Source organism: Methylomonas sp. LL1, assembly GCF_015711015.1.
GTDB lineage: Bacteria > Pseudomonadota > Gammaproteobacteria > Methylococcales > Methylomonadaceae > Methylomonas.
The window spans coordinates 939,050-959,999 of record NZ_CP064653.1 but is presented as its reverse complement, the minus strand read 5'-3'; the positions used below and the strand labels follow the sequence as shown (position 1 = coordinate 959,999).

Sequence of the window (20,950 nt, the reverse complement as noted above, 5' to 3'; positions counted from 1 at the left end):
CAGCGAACTTTAACCATCCCTATCTCAAAACTCCGCTAGCCGGCGTGTAGCTATCCAAGACCTGAACATAATTGGCACGTTCATAGGCACTCGGATCAATGGCATGTTGTTGACTGACACTACCCTTCAGTTGGCTGATCGATTGATACTCATGTTCTTCCAACCATTGCCGCATTTCATTCAGGATTTCGGTCAAGCGCCCCACCCCATGTTCCAGCAATACACTACACAAATGCACCACATCGGCACCAGCCAGCAAGGCTTTGAGCACATCAGGGGTTTGATGAAAACCGCCGGTAACGGCCAGCGACATCTTGACCCGCCCAAACATCAACGCCGTCCAACGGATACGCAACAGGGCTTCGGCCGCGGTTGAAAGTTCCAGCTTAGGTACGACTTGCAAGGTTTCCAGGTCAATGTCGGGTTGATAAAATCGATTGAAGATGGCAATGCCGTCAGCACCCGCGGCTTGCAAGCGCTGAGCGAAATTGATCGGAGAACTGAACTGCGGCGAAAGTTTCATGGCGAGAGGAATGCTGACCTTGCCTTTCAATTCCTGCAAAATATCCAGGTAAAGCCGCTCCACGCTTCCGCTGCTTTCCTCGGAATTGGCCGCCAAATGATAAATATTCAATTCCAGCGCATCGGCCCCCGCTTGTTCCAAGGCCTGCCCGTATTCGATCCAGCCGCCGAGGGAAGTACCGTTCAGACTGGCGATCACCGGTATTTGCAAATTGGCTTTCAGTTTTTGCAAATGTTCGAGGTATTGCTCCTGATAGGTCAGAATATGATCGGGCACCGGATGAAAAGAATCCGCTTCGCCATAGCCGATAGCCTGACCGTAAAAAAACCGCTCCATTTGCTGTTGCTCGGCCTCGATTTTTTCCTCGAACAGTGACGGCATCACAAGGGCGGATGCGCCCGCATCTTCCAGTTGCCGAGCGCTATCCAAATTTTTGCTAAGCGGCGAGGCGGACGGCACTAAGGGATGCGCCAACCGCAGGCCTAGATAATGTGTTGTCAAATCAACCATTTTGAGTCTCCTTGGCAGTTTCGGTAATCAGCTGCGCTTTTACCGCCGAAACGCTGGTGGCTTCGTTCCATTCCAGCTCCGACAGTTGTTTGTAATAACGGTAGCGGCTTTTCACATCCTGCTGGGCCTGCTGTAAAAAGGCTTCGGCCGCATCCGGATGGGACTGCCAAAGCATGCTGAAGCGGGTTTCGCTCATCACAAATTCCCGGTACGGGATAGAGGGTTCCGCCGAATCCAGTTGCATCGGATTTTTACCTTGCTTGATCCGATTCGGATTGAAGCGGAACAGCGGCCAGTGACCACTTTTCACGGCCAAATTTTGCTGGCGATGATTGTTGGACATATCCACTCCGTGCGCGATACAAGGCGCATAGGCGATGATGATGGATGGCCCGTCATGCGCTTCGGCTTCGATAAACGCATTCAGGGTCTGAATGTCTTTGCCGGCATAGGCCACATGCGCCACATAGACATTACCGTAATCCATGGCCAGCAAGCCAAGATCTTTTTTTGCCGTGGCTTTACCGCTGGCGGAAAACTTGGCCACCGCCCCCAGCGGCGTGGATTTGGAGGTTTGGCCACCGGTATTGGAATAAACCTCGGTATCCAGCACCAGGATATTCACGTTACGACCACTGGCCAGCACATGATCCAAACCACCGTAACCGATGTCATAGGCCCAGCCGTCGCCGCCGATGATCCAGACGCTTTTCTTGCATAAATAATCGGCCAGTTCTAGCAGTGTTTTTGCGGCGGGCTCTGTCATGGCTTGCAGGCGCTGTTTTAATTCCGCCACGCGTTGACGTTGCTCGTATAAACCGGCTTCGTCCGATTGATCGGCTTGCAGGACGGCATCGACATACTCTCCACCTAATGGTTCACGCAGACTCGACAGTAGTTCGGTTGCAAATTCAGTCTGTTTATCGATAGACACCCGCATGCCCAGACCAAACTCGGCATTATCCTCGAACAAGGAATTACTCCAGGCCGGACCTCGGCCTTCGCTGTTTTTAGTCCAAGGCGTGGTCGGCAGATTACCGCCGTAAATTGATGAACAGCCAGTGGCGTTGGCGACTATCATCCGGTCGCCGAACAATTGCGAAGCCAGTTTGATATAAGGGGTTTCGCCGCAACCGACACAGGCGCCGGAAAATTCGAACAAAGGCTGCAACACCATTGCCCCCTTGATGGTGTTGGTTTTCAAATGACGCCTATCGTATTCCGGCAGTGACAGGAAGAAATCCCAGTTTTCACGCTCCGGTTCGCGCAGCGGCGCTTGCGGACGCATGTTCAAGGCCTTGCGGCTGGCATTGGATTTGTCGCGGATAGGACAGATGTCCACGCACAAACTGCAGCCGGTACAGTCTTCCGGCGCTACCTGGTAGGTCATCGCCAAACCGGCCGGAAAATCCTTGCCTAGCATCGGCGCATGCTTGAAAGTGGCCGGCGCATTGTCTAGGGCTTCGAGCGGATAGATTTTGCTGCGTATGGAGGCATGCGGGCAAACCATCGCACACTTACCGCATTCGGTACATAAGTCGATTTCCCAGACCGGAATTTCCAGTGCCAGATTACGTTTTTCATAGGCGGTGGTACCGGTTGGAAATGTGCCGTCTATGGGCATCGCACTGACCGGCAGTAAATCACCGCGCCCGGCGATGATTTCGGCGGTGACGCGTTTGACAAAGTCAGGGGCCGATTCGGCAACATGGTCCATGATGTCGAAGTTGCTGCTGGTATGCTTTGGTAAAGTCACCTGATGCAAACCGGCCAGTGTGTCATCGATAGCCTTGAAGTTTAACTCAACGATACGACGGCCTTTTTTACCGTAAGTCTTTTCGACCGCATGTTTAATGGCCTCAATCGCCTGATCCTGAGGCAACACGCCCGAAATGGCAAAAAAGCAGGTCTGCATGATGGTATTGATGCGTTTCCCCATCCCGCAGTTTTCCGCCACCGCATAACCATCGATCACAAAAAAACGGATATTCTTGGCCAGCATCTGCTCTTGCATCTTCTTGGGCAGGCTGTCCCAGACCTGATCCACTGGCTCCGGCGTGTTCAACAAGAATACCGCGTTGTCGGCGGCGTTGATCAACATGTCGTAACGTTCCAGAAAGATAGTTTGATGGCAGCCGATGAAATTGGCGTCGTTTTCGCCGATCAAATATGTCGATTTAATGGGTTTGGAGCCAAAACGCAAATGCGATACGGTAATCGCGCCGGACTTTTTCGAGTCATAGACAAAATAGCCTTGGGCAAAATCTTCCGTTTCTTCGCCAATGATTTTAATAGTATTTTTATTGGCTCCAACCGTGCCGTCGCTACCAAGGCCGTAAAACATGGCCTGAAAAATGTCGGCATGTACATCGGTTCTAAAACCCGCATCCCATGGCAAGCTACTGTTGGACACATCGTCATCGATGCCGATGGTGAAATGATTCTTGGGCCGATCGTTGTTGAGTTGGTCAAAAATTGCCTTGACCATGCCCGGCGTGAATTCCTTCGACGATAAACCGTAACGGCCACCGACGACTTTAGGCATCACTGAAAATTTGCCATTGCCGGCAATAACATCCTGAGCAATGGCGCCCAACACGTCCTTATACAAGGGTTCGCCATCGGAACCGGGTTCCTTGGTGCGATCCAATACCGCAATCTTGCGGCAACTGGCCGGCAGCGCCGCAATCAAACCATCTGCCGCGAAAGGCCGGTATAGCCGTACTTTCAGCATACCCACTGATTCACCGTGACGATTGAGATAATCCAGAGTCTCTTCCACCGCTTCGGCTCCCGAGCCCATCAGCACTATCACCCGCTCCGCATCGGGCGATCCGACATAATCAAACAAATGATATTGGCGGCCGGTCAAACCGGCGAACCTATCCATTGCCCGCTGCACAATGCCGGGCAATGCTTGATAAAACGGATTAACCGCTTCCCTGGCTTGAAAATACACGTCGGGATTCTGGGCGGTGCCGCGCAACATCGGCTGATCAGGCGTCAAACTCCGGTTACGGAATGCGCTAATCCATTCCTGATCGATCATGCCCTTCAGCACGCCGTCATCAATGGTCACCAATTTGGCCACTTCGTGAGAGGTTCGAAAACCATCGAAGAAATGCATGAACGGAATTCGGCCTTCCAAACTGGCGGCGTGAGCGATCAAGGCGAAGTCCTGTACTTCCTGGGGCGAGTTGGAGCACAGCATCGCAAAACCGGTCATGCGCGCCGCCATTACGTCGCTATGATCGCCGAAAATGGACAAGGCCTGGCAAGCCAGCGACCGCGCGGCGATATGAAACACCGTCGGGGTTAATTCACCGGCGATTTTGTACATATTGGGCAGCATTAATAGCAAGCCCTGCGAGGCGGTAAAGGTGGTGGCCATGGTACCGGCCTGCAACGCGCCATGTATGGTGCCGGCCGCGCCGGCCTCGCTCTGCATTTCGATGACCTGGGGTACGGTACCCCAGAGGTTTTTCTGCCCGCGCGATGACCATTCGTCCGCCCACTCCCCCATTGCCGACGAAGGCGTAATCGGATAAATGGCAATCACTTCGTTCAATTTATGCGCGACGCTAGCCGCGGCCTGGTTGCCGTCAATGGTAAGTGTTTGCTGATTTTGCATAGAACAACCTTTTATTAACTGAAAGAAAAGACCGGACTTATAGCCGTGCTAATGGCACATAACCCTTTTACACCGATTATAAGTCAGCGCAACTAGCAAACGAGACGATTTATGTCTGCGGTACCCGCAAACCCTGAAATTTACCCCTATTAACGTTTTGCCGAGGAAAATTCGGTAAGTTCTAGGTATGATTACTAGTTTTGTGAAAAACCAAGTTACCCACAGAAACTGTGGATAACTCTGTGTATTAAATGTCGTAAACGAATGCTAAACCTCGATTTTACTGGGTTTTCGTTAGATTGCATCGAACTTGAACAACCAAGCATAAATATTACAAATCAATAACTTAAGATTTTTACACAGCAATTCAAAGGGTTGCGTTGTCAAGCATTTTTATTTAGAAAAAACGCCAACATTCTGTGCATAACCCCTGAACAAGGGGCAACGGTAACAGCCAAACTCCAGGTTAAAATAGACAAATCCATCCCCAATCACCAGGGTAAACGGCTACCGTCATACTTAATAAAGCAACCGGATTGCTCGAGTGAGAATGCATCAATCTGTTTTCGCATGCCGGTTACGCTTTCCTTGGCTTCGATTAACGCATTTTGGCCCCCCATATCGGTCTTAACCCAACCAGGATGCAAAATCAGCACACCCAACGAACGAGCGGCCAAATCAATAGCTAAATTTTTCATTGCGGCATTCAAGCCGGCTTTACTGGTGCGATACAACAAACTACTGCCGCTACTATTGTCAGCTATGCTGCCCATTAAGCTACTGACGGCGACAATCAACTTTTTGTGGCCGCGCTCAAGTTGAGGCAAAAACGCTTCGGCCAATTTCACTGGCGCCATGGTGTTAATCAACAAAGTCTTCGACCATTCCGGATAATCAATCCAACCAAAACCCTGCTCGGGCTTGTCTGGATATACTCCGGCGTTATTCAGCAACACATCAATGGATTGATCGGCCAAACGTAGACTAAGCGCATCGATCTGGGCAAAATTAGCAATTTCCAATGCCTCGATTTGTAGCGACGGATATTGCTCCGCCAAAGCTACCAATCCAATCGCGGCGGAAGGATCGCGACAAGCGGCAATCACCCGCCATCCGGCCATGGCATATTGCCGGCAAAACTCAAATCCCAAACCTCGATTAGCACCTGTAATCAATATGGTTTGCATAGCAGCTCCCCCATTATCATTTTGTTCATTGTAGACCATGAATAAAACACATCAACGAATAAGCCAGCGCCAATACTTATTCGATCGGCAAAAACACCGCATCTCCACCTGCCTCTCTAAATAAAACTACAAATAACAATTAACATTATTACTTTAGTATCAATATATTGCACAACATTATTAAAGTAAGTTACAGCATATTGTTAAAGTGGGTTAATCCTAAATATTAAGAGTTCCCCGTGAAACCATTGCCGGCAAAATTGATTGAATAGATCGTGATTCTGCTTGAGCCGCCTAATATTCGCGCCTGATGTCATGCCCACGCATTCACATTTCACTAAAAATCAGAAAAACGTCTACGGGATTAGACAACAAGACCTGACCAGACTATAAAACCTGCTGAATTATTGCATTGCTCGGGTAAATCTTAACTTACAGGCTTCTCTGAACACCATTTAAACGTCCGGCCTTCCCTCGCCAAAAATCATACAAATAACATTAAATATATTTGTTAAATAATTGTTTTTTATTAATTAATAATTACATAAAAGCTTTTGCTTTAGTAAACTCCGCTGAATTCTCGATAAAGCATCCTTGACCATCAACTTACCGCAAACGTTGTAGACTATCAGTTAAGATTGGGTTACAACGTTAGTGTTGTTTGCAGACTACCGGGGACTGAAACAGGCTCAAAAACGTCTTGTCCGGGCAGGTCACACCAAGCACCGAATAAAAACGCAACATAAAAATCGCTACAAAAAAGTAGGCCAATATCAGGTTTAGTTGTTTGATGGGGTAGAAAAATGAGACATTTTTTCAGTTTACAAGGTTTACTTTTGGCTCTATTGATGATGGTTTCAATCTTGGGAACAAGCACTGCAGCCACCCAGTCCTTAGAAGCCGGCCCGGCAAAACCCACGGAAAAATCTTCAAAAATTGCCACGTTGAAAGCGGGCTATTCCGTTGATGGCCGAACATCCGCCTCGGTTCTGGCCGCCAAAAGAAGCCATCAAGTCGCAAAAGAAGATGAAATTGGGTTAGCCGTTTTTTCCGGTTTAATCGTAATTGCGGTGATTGGATTTTTCTCGCAAAAACTGTTCGAAAAATAACCGGCCACAAGTTGATAATACTTCTTCAGACTCGTAAAAATGCATGCCTAAAAAAACGAGCTGGTCCGGATGGTGGTCAGGCGTAATCAGTCTATATCGCTACACCTAATAGCCGGAGTTAGGCAATCAGAAATACAACAAGCCAACATTAATGTAAGAGTATCCTGATGCATCATGGCATGGGGGCGAGTCCCGCCAACATACTGGATAGCCACTGGACAAGACTTTGCCCTTGTCTAGTCGAACCGTTTTTCAGCCAGCGCAGCGAGAACAGGTACTGAATAAAATCATCCATGCGGCAAAATTATGCGTACCAAATCGAGCCAGACCGAGCCGAGCAACAATGCGCCTGTTAGACACAGCTTGCCAATTGCAATGTGAAGCCGGCCTGTTCCAACAAGCTGAAATACTAACGGGATTCCCGTAAACTTGACTGTAATAGTCAGACCCAGGACATTATCGCCATGGCATTATACGACGACGAAAACAAGCGCTTGAGCATCAAACTGGTATATTACGGCCCGGCGCAGAGCGGTAAAACCACCAACCTGATGCGGCTACACGACCTGCTGCGTACCGATCTGAAGGGCGAAATCATGATGATGGAGACCGCCAACGACCGCACCCTGTTTTTCGACTTGCTACCGGTCGGTTTTAAGGCGCCATCGGGTCTGTTGATCAAGTTCAAGCTCTACACCGTGCCGGGCCAGGTTGTGCATGACAGCACCCGTAAGGCGGTATTGTCGCGCGCCGACGGCGTGGTGTTCGTCGCCGACTCGCAACGCACCCAAAGCATCAACAATGGCGAGGCCTTTGCCAATCTGGAAGAAAACGCCGCCCGCGTCGGCATAGACTTTGATCATCTGCCGCTAGTGGTGCAATTCAACAAACGCGACATGGCCAATATTCTGAGCGAAGACGAAGTCATGGACCGTTGGCGGGAGGCACCTTGGCCGGTTGTGTTCAGCGCCGCGCTGGACGGCCGCGGCGTGATAGAAACCTTCAACGCTCTACTGCTTCAAGTGTATGACAATCTGAATCAGGAATTTGATTTTCAACAAACCCACAAGCTGTCTCGCGACGAATTCATCCGGCAATCCACCGGGCAGTTAGGCAATGAGGTAACTTGATCATGTCGACCGAACCCTTCAACGATTTCGAGCGGGAACTGGCGCTAGACGACTTATTGCGCGGTATCGATGGCCGCCGCCTGCTCTCCGCCTTGCAAGGCCTGCTGAATGCCCCGCTGGCGATCTTCGATACCAAGGGGGTCCGCCTGCTAGGCGAGACTGAAGTAACGCGAGAGGCCCCCTGTCTACCGATCATCGTTGAACTGGAAGCCATAGGCAGCCTGAACGCCGATGTCGCGCCGCAACACCTTCAAGCGGCAGCGGAACTGTTGACCTTGTTATTGCGCACCAATGCCCGTTACCTGATGGCCTCCGATTTGCATCTGCAAACCCAGCGCGCCGATTATGAGGAACTGCAACGCCGGCATCTCGCCCTGGCAAAATCCGAACAACGTTATAAAGCCTTGTCCGAAACCTTGGAGCAACGGGTCGAACAACAAGTCAAAACCATAGAAAGCGCGCAACTGAAACTCTATGAAAGCGAAAAGCTGGCCTCGGTCGGACGTTTGGCGGCGGGCATTGCTCACGAGATCAACAATCCGATCGGTTTTATCCGCAGTAATCTGACGACTGCGGTCGGTTACCTGGAATCACTGAAAAAAATCGGAGTACTGTTCGAGGCTAGCGCCAACACTGCCGCGCTACGAGCCGCCTGGCAAGCCGAGGATATGGCTTTTGTACAGCAGGATATGCAGGATATTCTCAACGAGAGCATCCAGGGTACCGAGCGAATCGCCGCCATCGTCAAGGATTTAAAAGGCTTCTCCCGCATCAACGATTCCGCTCGGGAAAGCGCCGATTTGAATCAAATCATTCGGCAAATTTGTAATATCGCCATCGCCGAATTACGCGACAAAGTCAAGTTATCGTTGGATTTAGCCGTGCTGCCGCCTTTTTACTGTCAGCCAGGGGAACTGGGGCAAGCATTCTTGAATCTGCTGATCAATTCAGTCGATTCGATCAACACCACCGGTATGATTCAATTTCGCACCTATTCCAAGGATCAGCGGATTCACATCGAAGTGCGCGACAACGGTTGCGGTATTGCCGAAACCGATCTGCCGCATGTATTCGATCCGTTTTTTTCCACCAAGGAAGTTGGAAAAGGCATGGGCTTGGGTTTGACGGTCTGCCGCAATATCATTCAGGCCCATGGCGGCAACTTGGCAATCAAAAGCAAACCCAATGTCGGCACGCTGGTCAGCATCGTCTTGCCGCTGAAACCGGTTCGTCAAGCCTCATCATGACAACCACCATCTATGTCACGCTATAGCTCGCTGTTTACCGGCGGCAATGCCGAGGAAGACCATGCGGCAAAAGCCGCTTACCGGATCCTGTTTGTCGACGACGAACCCAACATCCTGAGTGCGTTACGCCGGATATTCCGCCGCGAAAACTACCACATCGATACCGCTCTGTCCGGCGCGGAGGCTCTGCAATTACTCAAGGATAATCCGTATCAACTGGTAATTTCCGATTATAAGATGCCTGTCATGAACGGAGCTGAACTGCTAAAAAGGGTCAAGGCCCTGCATCCGGCCACCATCCGTATCATGCTAACCGGCGAAGCCGATACCGGCGCGGTGCTGGGGGCCATAAACGAGGGCGCGGTTTACAAATTCATTCTAAAACCTTGGAACGACGATGATTTGCGCATCACCGTCGGTCTGGCGCTCGAGCAATACGACCTGATCGAAAAGAACAATAAGCTAAAGGTCGATAACAACAACAAAACCAAGGAAATCAAAAGCCTAAAAAAACTGATAGGCTCCGATAGCGGCGAGATCGCCATCCTGCTCAACAAAAAAAACCTGCTCAGCGACAACCAACTGCAGGAACTGTTCAAGCTCAAACAAAACAGCAATCAATCGATGCTAAAGCTGATTCTGAACCGGCAATGGGTCGATGAATCCGCTATCCGGGCGATTTTACGCAAAGACTTGATGGTGGAAGAAGTCTCGCTGGCCGAATTTCAAATCGATTCGGATGTGCACAACCTGTTGCCCCGTTCGATTTGCGAACAACATGCGGTATTGCCGTTAAAAATCGAAAGCGGCCTGTTGCTATTGGCGATGGCCGATCCGGTCAATATGGATTTGCAAGCCGAACTGCGCTTCATGAGTGGTTTGTCGCTGCGAGTCGTGATGGCCAATGTCGCCGACATTCAGAAGAAAATCGATGAAGTGTACGGCGCAGTGCATAGTTTTAACGATGTCGACCAAATCGTTAACGGTAACGATCCCTTTGAAAGCATCCAGATCATCATCGAAGAAGACGATGCCGTGCCGCTCGGCCAGCTATTGCAACAAACCGCCGAGCCGCCGGCCATTCGTTTGGTCAACGCCGTGATCATAGAAGCGATTCACTTGGGCGCCAGCGACGTTCATATTCAGCCGCGAGCTAAAAATGTGGTGGTGCGTTACCGGATAGACGGCATTTTGCAGGACAAGATTTATTTCCCTCACCACTTTCATGGACCGCTGGTGTCGCGGATCAAAATCATGGCCGAGATGGATATCTCCGAACGCCGCAGGCCCCAGGATGGCCGGGTGACCGTAAAAACCCCCACCCGGATTATCGATTTGCGCATCTCGACCTTGCCGATCATCAACGGCGAAAAAGTAGTGATGCGGATACTAGATCAAAACGCCTCGATCCAGCCTATCGACAAACTGGGATTTTCAGCGGACGATCTGCTCAAGATCGACAGGCTGATCAATAAACCGCAGGGCATTATTCTGTGTACCGGGCCGACCGGTAGCGGCAAGACCTCTACCCTGTATTCGTTTTTGCAGCATGGGGCGACACCGACCAAAAACTTCGTTACCCTCGAAGAACCGGTCGAGTATTATCTGGATGCCGCCGGCCAGGTTAATATCAAGGGCAAAATCGAACTGACCTTTCCGGTGGTGTTGCGGGCTATTTTACGGCAGGACCCGGATGTGATTCTGCTCGGCGAAATTCGCGACCTGGAAACTGCTGAAGTGGCTTTTCAAGCCGCCCTGACCGGCCACTTGGTGTTCTCGACCCTGCACACAAACTCGGCCATTGCCACCATTGCCCGCTTATTTGACCTGGGCTTGAAACCTTATATTCTATCCAGCAGCCTGGAAGGCATTATTTCCCAGCGGCTGGTACGGCGTATCTGCGAGCATTGCAAAGCGCCCGACCCGGTGGATACCAGTCTACTACAACAACTCGGACCAGGGTTTGTCAGCCTCCGACAACCGCTATTTAAAGGTAAGGGCTGCGAACGTTGCGGCAATAGCGGTTATCACGGCCGCCTATGTTTATTCGAGCTACTGATACCCAACGAAGAAATGCGCGACCTGATAGTCAGGCAGGCGGGCCATCTGGAATTCAAGAAAGTAGCCATCGCCAGCGGCTATAAAACCATTCTCGACGATGCCGTCGAAAAAGTCAGCCAGGGGCTGACCACTTGTGACGAGGTGCTGCGGGTACTGGGCCCCCAGGTACTTTAGGCAATTTCCCGATAAAGATACAGCCGAGTGACGGATTTTTTACCCATCCATAAGAATCCGGCGCCATTCAAGCCTATTGATTGTTGGAAATCGCCTGAAAACGAAAAACGCACTCGGATTTACCAATCCCCCTTACTAATCTGCTAAATTTTGAACCGATAACCGACGCCGGATTCGGTCAGCAAATACCTGGGTTGGGTCGGATCGGCTTCCAGCTTTTGCCGTAATTGGCTCATGTAAATCCGCAAATAATGCGGATTCTCCTGATAGGACGGCCCCCATACTTCCTTCAAAATCTGCTGATGGGTCAATACCCTGCCGGCATGTTTGATCAGCACGCAAAGCAAGCGGTATTGAATCGGGGTCAGATGAACTTCCTTGTCATCCAGGCTCACCAACCGATTCAGGAAATCTACTTTCAGATTGTCGATATTAAACACATCGGCCTGGACTTGCTCCATGGGCCGGCTCGAATGGCGTAGCGCCACCCGAATTCGCGCCAACAGCTCGCCGAATCCGAACGGTTTGGTCAGATAATCGTCCGCGCCGGCATCCAAGGCTTCGATTTTTTGTTGCTCGTTGCTACGGGCGGAGAGGATGATGATCGGCACGGCCGACCAACCACGTATGGCCTTGATCACATCGACGCCATCCATGTCCGGCAGTCCCAGATCGAGTATCAACAAATCCGGTTTACGCACGCCGGCTTCAATCAGGCCTTGTTTACCCGAGTCGGCTTCGAATACGATAAATTCATGCAAGGCCAAGCTGGTACGTAAAAAACGCCTGATCGGCGGATCATCTTCAATCAAAATAATGACGGGATTGGTTTTAGCCATGGCGCGGATTCAGCGACAGTAGTTTCATTCTTCCGACTCCAATCTCGGCGGCTGATCGGCCGGCAACGTGAAGGTAAACACCGCCCCGCCACCCTGCCGGTTTTGTGCCCGAATCCGGCCGCCATGCACTTCGACGATTGCCCGGCAAATCGCCAGCCCCAAGCCGACCCCGCTTTGCGCCGATTCATGCCGGGCCTGGTAAAATTTTTCAAACAATTTATCCTCCTGCCCATCAGGGATGCCCGGCCCATGGTCGGCCACGCTGATTTCCATTCTATCGCCGACGCTTTCCGCAGTGATTTCCAATTCAGTAGCGGACGGCGTATAACGCAACGCATTTTCCAACAAATTGATCAACACTTGTTCGATCATGACCGCATCGACGTGTACCATCGGAATACCCGGCGGTAATTTGACTTTAATCGGCCTGCCGGCGGCATGTTTGCGCAGGCGGGTCAGCACCACTCCGATGATTTCCTCGACCGGATGCCATTGCTTGTTTAACTCCACCATGCCGGCATCCAACCTGGCCATGTCCAAAATATTGTTAATCAAATCAGCCATGCGCTCGGCTTCATCTACGATGCCTCGGCTAAGTTCGAGCCGGTGTGGCGCCTGCAGATGGCCATCGTCCTCCGCCAGTACACTAGCCGAGCCTATGATAGTCGACAGCGGCGTGCGTAAATCATGGGAAATGGCACTCAGCAGCGAATTGCGCAAACGCTCGGCTTCGATCTGCATTTGTATCGATTTAGCCTGCTCGGAAAAGCGTAAGCGTGCTACCGCTTGGCCGATCTGGCGCAAAAAAGTCTCCAGCAATTTTTGCTGTTCCGGCAGAAACACCCGGCGTAAATTGACCGGCAATAAAGCCAATACGCCGACCGCTTTGTCTTCATCATGAATCGGAAAGTAAATGGCGTCGGCGCCGGGCAAGGTATGGGTACCCTGTCCGGCCATTTCGTTGTGCTCAAACACCCATTGTGCCACGCTCAAATCCGCGCCACGCAACGATTCCGCCAGACTTTGCCGTCTGGGATAAACCAAGCGCCCAGCGGCATTGGCAAACAGAATGACATTACGGCTACTGAATTCGGCATGCAAATGTCTGACGGCGATTTGCACGATCTGATCCTCATTCTGTGCCGCCGCCAACTCCTTGCTCATGGCATACAACGCCGCCGCCCGCCGCTCCCGATGCGCGGCTACCTTGGCCTGCGCGCGCACATTGACCATCAGATTGCTGATGACGATGGCCACCACCAGCATCGCCAGCAAGGTAATCAGATACTGGCTATCCGATACCGAAAAGCTGTAAAACGGCAGTACAAACAGCAAGTCGAGTATCCCGACGCTCAACACCGATGCCAAAATCGATGGTCCTCGCCCAAACCGAGTAGCGATGAACACCACACCGAGTAAAAACACCATCACCACATTAGCCAGTTCCACCCGCCCGAACAACAAGCGGCCGACCGCGGTACTCAGCAAGGTTACCGCAAGCGCCCAGATATAGCCACGATAACGTTTCCGGGTTTTGGAGGGAATACGCTGGCGTAGCCCCGGCAAGGGCTTTTTCTTGAACAGAGATAGCTCGGCTTCCAGTTCCTCGCGCTCGCCCAACTGCGGACTACCCAGCAGATAAATATTGATATTGTGGGCATGGCTAATCAACACATCCACCACCGACCCTAACAACCAGCGCCTCCAACCGCGGCGGCTAGGCTTACCGACCACGATTTTATTGATGTTGCGCTCGCGGGCAAAGCGGATTATCGCTTCGCCCATCGCCGGCGCGCTCAGGGTAACGGTGCCGGCGCCGAGTTGTTCCGCCAGCCGTAAAATCCGTAACACGCCATCACGCTTCTCGGCCGGCATCCGCGCCAGTTCCGGTGTCTCGACATAGACAACGACCCACTCCGAACGCAGGCTAGCCGCCAACCGCTTGCCCGCCCGTACCAGGCGTTCAGCCAGCATGTTGGGGCCGATGCAAACCAAAATCCGTTCGCTAACCTGCCAGACCTCGCGGATCGCATTGTCTTCGCGGTAGTCCAGCATCTGGGCATCGACCCGGCTGGCGGTCTGGCGCAACGCCAATTCTCGCAACGCAATCAAATTCCCCTTGCGGAAAAAATTCTGGATCGCATGCTGTGCTTGTTGCGGCAGATAGACCTTGCCTTCCTTCAGCCGCACCAATAGCTCGTCCGGCGGCAAATCCACCAGCTCGACTTCGTCCGCGTCCTCGAATACCGTGTCCGGCACGGTTTCCCAGATTCGTATTCCGGCAATTTGGCCTATGTCGTCGTTCAGACTTTCCAGATGTTGCACGTTCAACGCGGTGTAAACATCGATACCGGCTTCCAACAATTCGTGAATGTCCTGCCAGCGTTTCGGGTGTCGAGAGCCCGGCGCATTGGTATGCGCCAGTTCGTCAACCAACATGATCCCCGGCCGCCGATTCAGCGCCGCATCGAGATCGAACTCATGCAATACGGTACCTTTGTAATCGATTTTACGGGTAGGGAGCACTTCCAGGCCATTCAGCAAGGCCTGGGTTTCCTTGCGGCCATGGGTTTCCACCAAGCCAACCACCACGTCGACATTTTCCGCCCGCCGTTCCCGCGCCGCCAGCAACATCGCATAGCTTTTACCGACGCCGGCCGCCGCCCCGAAAAAGATCTTCAGGCGGCCGCGCTTGGCCTTGGCCTGTTCACGTTCGACCCGCGCCAGCAGTTGATCGGGGTTAGGCCGTTGATCATTCATTTGCGCTTACCCGGCTTGAACCGGTCCAAAGCCAAATTGAGCTCCAATACATTGATCCTGGGTTCGCCGAACACCTGCCATTGCCTATCCTGGGTATGCGCATTGACCAATTCGTATAGCGCGGCTTCGGTGATTTTACCGGACTTGGCAATGCGTTTGATCTGGTATTCGGCTGCCGCAATGCTGATATGCGGATCCAAACCGCTGGCGGAAGCCGTGACCAAATCGACCGGCACCGGCATTTTGTTATCCGGATCGGCTTGTTTCAAGGCCTGAATACGGGCGGATACGGCGTCGCGCAGAGCCGGATTGGTCGGCCCCAAGTTTGAACCGCCGGAAGCGGCGGCATTGTAAGGAACTGGCGCGGTAGCCGACGGCCGACCCCAGAAATATTCCGGCCGATCGAAGGTCTGACCGATCAGGCTAGAGCCGATGGTTTGGCCTTGTTTATCCGTTATCAGACTACCGTTGGCTTGCGCTGGAAATGCCGTTTGCGCGATCAGTGTAACCAGCGCCGGATAAATAGCGCCGGTTACAAGCGTCAAGGTTAATAACAGCATTAGGGCGGGTTTTACATAGCTCGTCATATTCATACTCCTTTACACCAAATTCATCGTAACCAGGACTAAATCAATCGCCTTGATGCCGACAAACGGCACGATCAGTCCACCGATACCATAGACCAGCATGTTGTTTTGCAGCAGTTGCTCGGCACCCACCGGCCGGTATCGGATACCCTTCAACGCCAGTGGAATCAGGGCGATGATGATCAGCGCATTGAAGATGACCGCCGATAGGATCGCGCTGGCCGGTGTCGCCAGGCCCATCACGTTCAGCACATTCAAGGCCGGATAAGTGCTGGCAAACGCGGCCGGGATGATCGCGAAGTACTTGGCGACGTCGTTGGCGATGCTGAAGGTGGTCAACGCGCCGCGGGTCATCAGCATCTGTTTACCGGTCTCGACGATTTCGATCAGTTTGGTCGGGTTGGAATCCAGATCGACCATATTACCGGCTTCCTTGGCGGCTTGGGTGCCGCTGTTCATCGCCACCGCGACATCGGCTTGAGCCAAGGCCGGCGCGTCGTTGGTGCCATCGCCGGTCATCGCCACCAAGCGGCCGTCGGCCTGATGTTGACGGATCAAAGCCAGTTTGGCTTCCGGAGTAGCTTCGGCCAGAAAATCATCGACGCCGGCTTCCGCGGCAATCGCGGCGGCGGTCAAGCGGTTGTCGCCGGTGATCATGATGGTTTTGATACCCATCTGCCGCAGTTCGATGAAGCGCTCCTTGATGCCACCCTTGACGATGTCCTTTAATTCGATCACTCCCAGCGCCCGCTTGCCTTCCGCCACCACCAGCGGCGTACTGCCGCGCCGGGCCACGTCGACCACCATAGTCTGGATTTCATCGGGAAAACGTCCGCCTTGTTCGGTCACATAACCGCGTATCGCATCCTCGGCGCCTTTCCGAATTTGCCGGCCTTGAAGATTGACACCGCTCATCCGGGTTTGAGCGCTGAAATGCACGAAGGTGGCGCCCAAGGACTGCACATCGCGCGCTCTAATCCCGAATTTCTGCTTGGCCAGCACCACAATACTGCGTCCTTCCGGAGTTTCGTCGGCCAGCGAAGCCAATTGGGCGGCGTCGGCCAGCTGTTTTTCGCTGACGCCCTTGGCCGGCATGAACGCAGCCGCCTGCCGGTTACCGAGCGTGATGGTACCGGTCTTGTCCAACAGCAATACATCGACATCGCCAGCCGCTTCCACCGCCCGACCGGAAGTCGCGATAACATTTTTCTGCATCATCCGGCCTATGCCGGCCACGCCGATCGCCGACAGCAATCCGCCTATGGTAGTAGGTATCAGGCACACCAGCAACGCGACCAACACGGTAATCGAAATCGGCCGACCGGTCCCGGCGCTTTCGACGCTGTACAACGAAAACGGCAACAAGGTCACGCTTGCCATTAAAAACACCAGCGTCAAGGCCACCAACAGAATGGTCAATGCGATTTCGTTGGGGGTTTTCTGCCGATTGGCGCCCTCCACCATCGAAATCATCCGGTCCAGAAAAGTCTCGCCGGGATTGGTGGAAATCCTGACCACCAGCCAGTCGGACAACACCCTGGTTCCCCCCGTAACCGAGCTGAAGTCGCCGCCCGATTCGCGAATCACCGGCGCACTTTCGCCGGTGATGGCGCTTTCATCGACCGAGGCCACGCCTTCGATCACATCGCCGTCGCCCGGCACGAAATCGCCGGCTTCGATCAGCACTACGTCGCCCTTGAGCAAGTCCGAACCGGCCAGGTTGGTATAACGACTACCGTAGCGCGGCTCGTCAAGTTTCTTGGCGGCAATATCGCGCTTGGCGGTTCGCAAGAATGCCGCCTGCGCCTTGCTACGGCCTTCGGCCGCCGCCTCGGCGAAATTGGCGAACAGCACGGTAAACCACAACCACAGGGTAATCGCCAAAATAAAACCGGCCGGTTCTTCGCTGTCGCCGTTCAACGCCCGCAACCATAACAGCGTGGTCAACAAGCTGCCTAGATAAACGACGAACATCACTGGATTTTTCCATTGCTGTTTCGGCGTTAATTTGTAAAAAGCATCGATGATCGCTTGCCGAAGAATGTCTCGATCAAACATGGAGGTGACACTTGATTTATCAGTCATGACTGTACCTGTAGCAAAATTAGTGATGGCCTAGCATTTGCAGATGTTCGACGATAGGACCCAAGGCCAACGCCGGGACAAAGGTTAATGCCCCGACCATCAACACGGTGACGATCAGCAATAGTCCGAATAACAGAGTGTGCGTGGGCAAGGTACCGGGACCGACCGGAACAGTCTTTTTGGCGGCCAACGATCCGGCAATCGCCAGCACCGGTATCATCAGCCCATAGCGAGATACCAGCATCGCCAGCCCCAACATAAAATTATAGAACGGCACGTTGGCCGACAAGCCGGCGAAGGCACTGCCGTTATTATTGCCGGCCGAGGAAAAGGCATACAGCACTTCGCTAAAACCGTGAGCGCCGGGATTAAAGATCGAAGCCTTGCCGGCATCCAGCATCAAGGCCAGCGCGCTGCCGCCCAGCACCAGCAACGGCGGAATCAGGATAATCACAGCCGCCATTTTCATTTCGTAGGCTTCGATTTTTTTACCCAGATATTCCGGAGTACGGCCTATCATCAATCCCGCGATAAACACCGCAACGATGGCGAATACGATCATTCCGTACAGCCCGGAACCGACACCGCCGAAAATCACCTCGCCCAGTTGTATCAGCCACATAGGCACCATGCCGCCAATGGGCGTGTAGGAATCGTGCATGGAATTGACCGAACCGTTGGACGCCGCCGTGGTGGCTACCGCCCACAGGGCCGAGTTGACGATGCCGAAACGGGTTTCCTTGCCTTCCATATTGCCGCCGGCTTGGCGATCGGACCCGGTTTGGTCTGCACCCAAACTGCTGAACACCGGATTGCCAGCTTGCTCGGCCGGGATCGCCACAAAAACCAGCGCGACGAACACCAGCGTCATCGCCGCCAATATCACCCAACCCTGCCGGGTATCGCCGACCATCACGCCAAACGTGTGGCACAAAGCGGCAGGGATTAACAAAATCGCCAGCATTTCCAAAAAGTTGGACAGCGGCGTTGGGTTTTCAAACGGATGCGCGGAATTGGCATTAAAAAAGCCACCGCCGTTGGTGCCCAATTGCTTGATCGCAATTTGCGCCGCCGCCGGGCCTAGCGCCAGGGTTTGAGTGCTCGGTTTGCCATTTTGAATCTCCTCCGCGGAGGGCGAGGAGATCGACTGCTCGCTACCACTTTGCAAAAGCATTACGTTTTGATAAGGCTTGAAAGTCTGCACCACGCCCTGCCCGACCAAAACCACGGCCAATATCATGGATAAAGGCAACAAGATGTACAAAGTACCGCGCGTCATATCCACCCAGAAATTGCCGATGCTATTGCTGTTTCGGCGGTTAAAACCGCGAATCAACGCCACCAACACCGCCATGCCGCAGGCGGCCGACAGAAAGTTTTGCACCGTCAAGCCCAGCATCTGAGTCAAATAACTCATCGTAGTCTCGCCTGCATAGCCCTGCCAGTTAGTATTGCTGGCGAAACTGACGGCGGTGTTAAAGGCGGAATCCGGACTGATCGCCGGCAAGGCTTGCGGGTTGAGCGGCAATAAATCCTGAAAGCATTGCAGGGCATAAACCGCCAACAAGCCCGCCAAATTGAACAGCAACATCGCCAGCGCATATTGCGTCCAACGCATCTCCTGCTCGGGTTGAATAGCGCTTAATCGATAAAACAGCTTTTCGATGCCGGCAAACCAACGATTCAAGCCCACCGGTTGATCCTGATACACCTTGGCCATATAAACACCCAATGGCTTGGCCAATACCAGCAACGTGACGATATAAATACTAATTTGTAGAAACCCCTGCGCCGTCATCAGAACTTCTCCGGATAAAACAAGGCCACGACCAGATAAATAAACACGGCCAGTGCCAAGCCTCCGCTCAGCCAATATATTCCACTCATGACTACCCCCCTCAACGATTCGTAATCTTTCATCAACATGGCGACTCGACCGAATTGCCATGACTTCAGTCTACGGAGCGGCGAATAAAAATGTCCTAAAAATTCCTTGGGCCGGTATCAAGAAAAAATAAAATTTTGCGGTTATTGGGGATTTTTATAGGCCAACTGATCAGACACGGGCCAAAAACGATAAAATGCCCGGCCAGTAGCACTACAACCGGAACCAATATACGCATGATCAGCATCATTCAACGGGTCAGCCGAGCCAAAGTCACGGTCGGCGGCAACGACATCGGTATTATCGATCAAGGCATCATGGTGCTGGTGGCGGTGGAAAAAAACGATGGCAAAGCCCAAGCGGATCGGCTGTTGGAACGCATTCTGAATTACCGCATATTCGCCGATGCCGACGACAAGATGAATCTCAGCCTACGCGACATTCAGGGCGGTTTGCTGGTTGTACCGCAGTTCACCCTGGCCGCCGACACTCAAAAAGGCAACCGGCCCAGTTTCACTTCGGCCGCGCCACCGGAACTGGGGCGCGAACTGTTCGGCTATTTTCAACAACAAGCCGCTTTGCTTTATCCGGGTTCGCAATTCGGTGAATTCGGCGCGGATATGAAAGTAGCGTTGATCAACGATGGTCCGGTGACGTTTACCCTGCGTTGTTAGCCGCCAGGAAGCGAAGAGTTGACGTCGGCTCAGCTAGTTCAACGCTAAATTACTTGGCTTGAGTACATTTATTGAAATAAATCGCCTAAATGAAAATCCGCCCGTTTCAAACCGCCGACCGAAACGCCGTGATCAGGTTGTGGGATGAGTGCGGCTTGCTCCGGCCCTGGAACGATCCCGACCGCGACATCGAGCGCAAGCTTGGCGTGCAACCGGAACTGTTTCTGGTCGGTATCGATGCCGAGCAGAATGTTATCGCTACCGCGATGGTCGGCTTCGACGGCCATCGCGGCTGGGTCAATTATCTGGCCGTCGCGGCCGACAAACGTCGCCTGTCGCTGGGTCGGCAGTTGATGAATGAAGCGGAACGCTTGCTGACGGCACGCGGCTGCCCGAAACTAAACCTGCAAGTACGCACCGGCAACCTGGATGTGCTGGAATTCTATCGCAAACTCGGCTACGTCCAGGACGACGTCATCAGCCTCGGCAAACGGCTAATTCACGACCGGGCACCGGAATAATCCGGCTCGCTCGCCGCTGTTGTTGTT

At 52.7% G+C, this 20,950-nt stretch carries 15 protein-coding genes; 6 read left to right on the top strand and 9 right to left on the bottom strand.

The window, feature by feature from the left end; all coding sequences use genetic code 11:
• Positions 1-19 precede the first annotated feature (19 nt).
• The 3 genes from IVG45_RS04860 to IVG45_RS04850 form a co-directional block, all read right to left on the bottom strand.
• On the bottom strand, positions 20-1,033 hold the full coding sequence (locus IVG45_RS04860) for a dihydroorotate dehydrogenase-like protein (protein WP_196436756.1): 1,014 nt from the start codon (positions 1,031-1,033) through the stop codon (positions 20-22).
• Entirely contained in the window at positions 1,026-4,664 is a 3,639-nt protein-coding gene (gene nifJ / locus IVG45_RS04855) for a pyruvate:ferredoxin (flavodoxin) oxidoreductase (protein WP_196436755.1), read from the bottom strand. The genes IVG45_RS04860 and nifJ overlap by 8 nt, the downstream gene beginning before the upstream one ends.
• Positions 4,665-5,155: 491 nt before the next feature.
• On the bottom strand, positions 5,156-5,851 hold the full coding sequence (locus IVG45_RS04850; protein WP_196436754.1) for an SDR family oxidoreductase: 696 nt from the start codon (positions 5,849-5,851) through the stop codon (positions 5,156-5,158).
• An 803-nt stretch (positions 5,852-6,654) separates the two neighbouring features.
• On the opposite strand from IVG45_RS04850, the gene IVG45_RS04845 reads away from it, so the two are divergent.
• From IVG45_RS04845 to IVG45_RS04830, 4 genes are all read left to right on the top strand, one after another.
• Positions 6,655-6,960: a hypothetical protein gene (locus IVG45_RS04845; protein WP_196436753.1), complete on the top strand. Its 306-nt coding sequence runs from the start codon at positions 6,655-6,657 to the stop codon at positions 6,958-6,960.
• A gap of 464 nt (positions 6,961-7,424) precedes the next feature.
• A complete protein-coding gene (locus tag IVG45_RS04840; protein ID WP_196436752.1) occupies positions 7,425-8,090 on the top strand; it encodes a GTP-binding protein in 666 nt (221 codons plus the stop codon).
• A gap of 2 nt (positions 8,091-8,092) precedes the next feature.
• Positions 8,093-9,337, top strand: a complete 1,245-nt coding sequence (locus IVG45_RS04835; RefSeq protein ID WP_196436751.1) for a sensor histidine kinase — start codon at positions 8,093-8,095, stop codon at positions 9,335-9,337.
• A gap of 12 nt (positions 9,338-9,349) precedes the next feature.
• Entirely contained in the window at positions 9,350-11,572 is a 2,223-nt protein-coding gene (locus IVG45_RS04830) for an ATPase, T2SS/T4P/T4SS family (RefSeq protein ID WP_196436750.1), read from the top strand.
• A 143-nt stretch (positions 11,573-11,715) separates the two neighbouring features.
• Here IVG45_RS04830 and IVG45_RS04825 read toward each other — a convergent pair whose 3' ends face one another.
• From IVG45_RS04825 to kdpF, 6 genes are read right to left on the bottom strand one after another with little or no spacing between them, the layout of a single operon-like run.
• Complete coding sequence (locus IVG45_RS04825; RefSeq protein WP_196436749.1) at positions 11,716-12,411, bottom strand: response regulator; 696 nt, start codon at positions 12,409-12,411, stop codon at positions 11,716-11,718.
• Positions 12,412-12,435: 24 nt separating this feature from the next.
• Positions 12,436-15,171 carry a sensor histidine kinase gene (locus tag IVG45_RS04820; protein ID WP_196436748.1) on the bottom strand — a complete coding sequence of 912 codons (2,736 nt, stop codon included), beginning with the start codon at positions 15,169-15,171 and terminating at the stop codon, positions 12,436-12,438.
• Positions 15,168-15,758 carry a potassium-transporting ATPase subunit KdpC gene (gene kdpC / locus IVG45_RS04815; RefSeq protein WP_196436747.1) on the bottom strand — a complete coding sequence of 197 codons (591 nt, stop codon included), beginning with the start codon at positions 15,756-15,758 and terminating at the stop codon, positions 15,168-15,170. Before kdpC ends, IVG45_RS04820 begins: the two co-directional genes overlap by 4 nt.
• A gap of 12 nt (positions 15,759-15,770) precedes the next feature.
• On the bottom strand, positions 15,771-17,843 hold the full coding sequence (gene kdpB / locus IVG45_RS04810) for a potassium-transporting ATPase subunit KdpB (RefSeq protein ID WP_196436746.1): 2,073 nt from the start codon (positions 17,841-17,843) through the stop codon (positions 15,771-15,773).
• A gap of 19 nt (positions 17,844-17,862) precedes the next feature.
• Positions 17,863-19,641, bottom strand: coding sequence for a potassium-transporting ATPase subunit KdpA (gene kdpA, locus IVG45_RS04805; RefSeq protein WP_196436745.1), 1,779 nt, complete (start codon positions 19,639-19,641; stop codon positions 17,863-17,865).
• Entirely contained in the window at positions 19,641-19,730 is a 90-nt protein-coding gene (kdpF, locus tag IVG45_RS04800) for a K(+)-transporting ATPase subunit F (RefSeq protein WP_196436744.1), read from the bottom strand. Before kdpF ends, kdpA begins: the two co-directional genes overlap by 1 nt.
• A gap of 234 nt (positions 19,731-19,964) precedes the next feature.
• On the opposite strand from kdpF, the gene dtd reads away from it, so the two are divergent.
• Both dtd and IVG45_RS04790 read left to right on the top strand, forming a co-directional pair.
• The gene (dtd, locus tag IVG45_RS04795) at positions 19,965-20,402 is read left to right on the top strand and encodes a D-aminoacyl-tRNA deacylase (protein WP_196436743.1); all 438 of its coding nucleotides are present in this window, start codon (positions 19,965-19,967) and stop codon (positions 20,400-20,402) included.
• 89 nt (positions 20,403-20,491) lie between these two features.
• Positions 20,492-20,923 carry a GNAT family acetyltransferase gene (locus tag IVG45_RS04790; protein ID WP_196436742.1) on the top strand — a complete coding sequence of 144 codons (432 nt, stop codon included), beginning with the start codon at positions 20,492-20,494 and terminating at the stop codon, positions 20,921-20,923.
• The last annotated feature ends 27 nt before the right edge of the window (positions 20,924-20,950 follow it).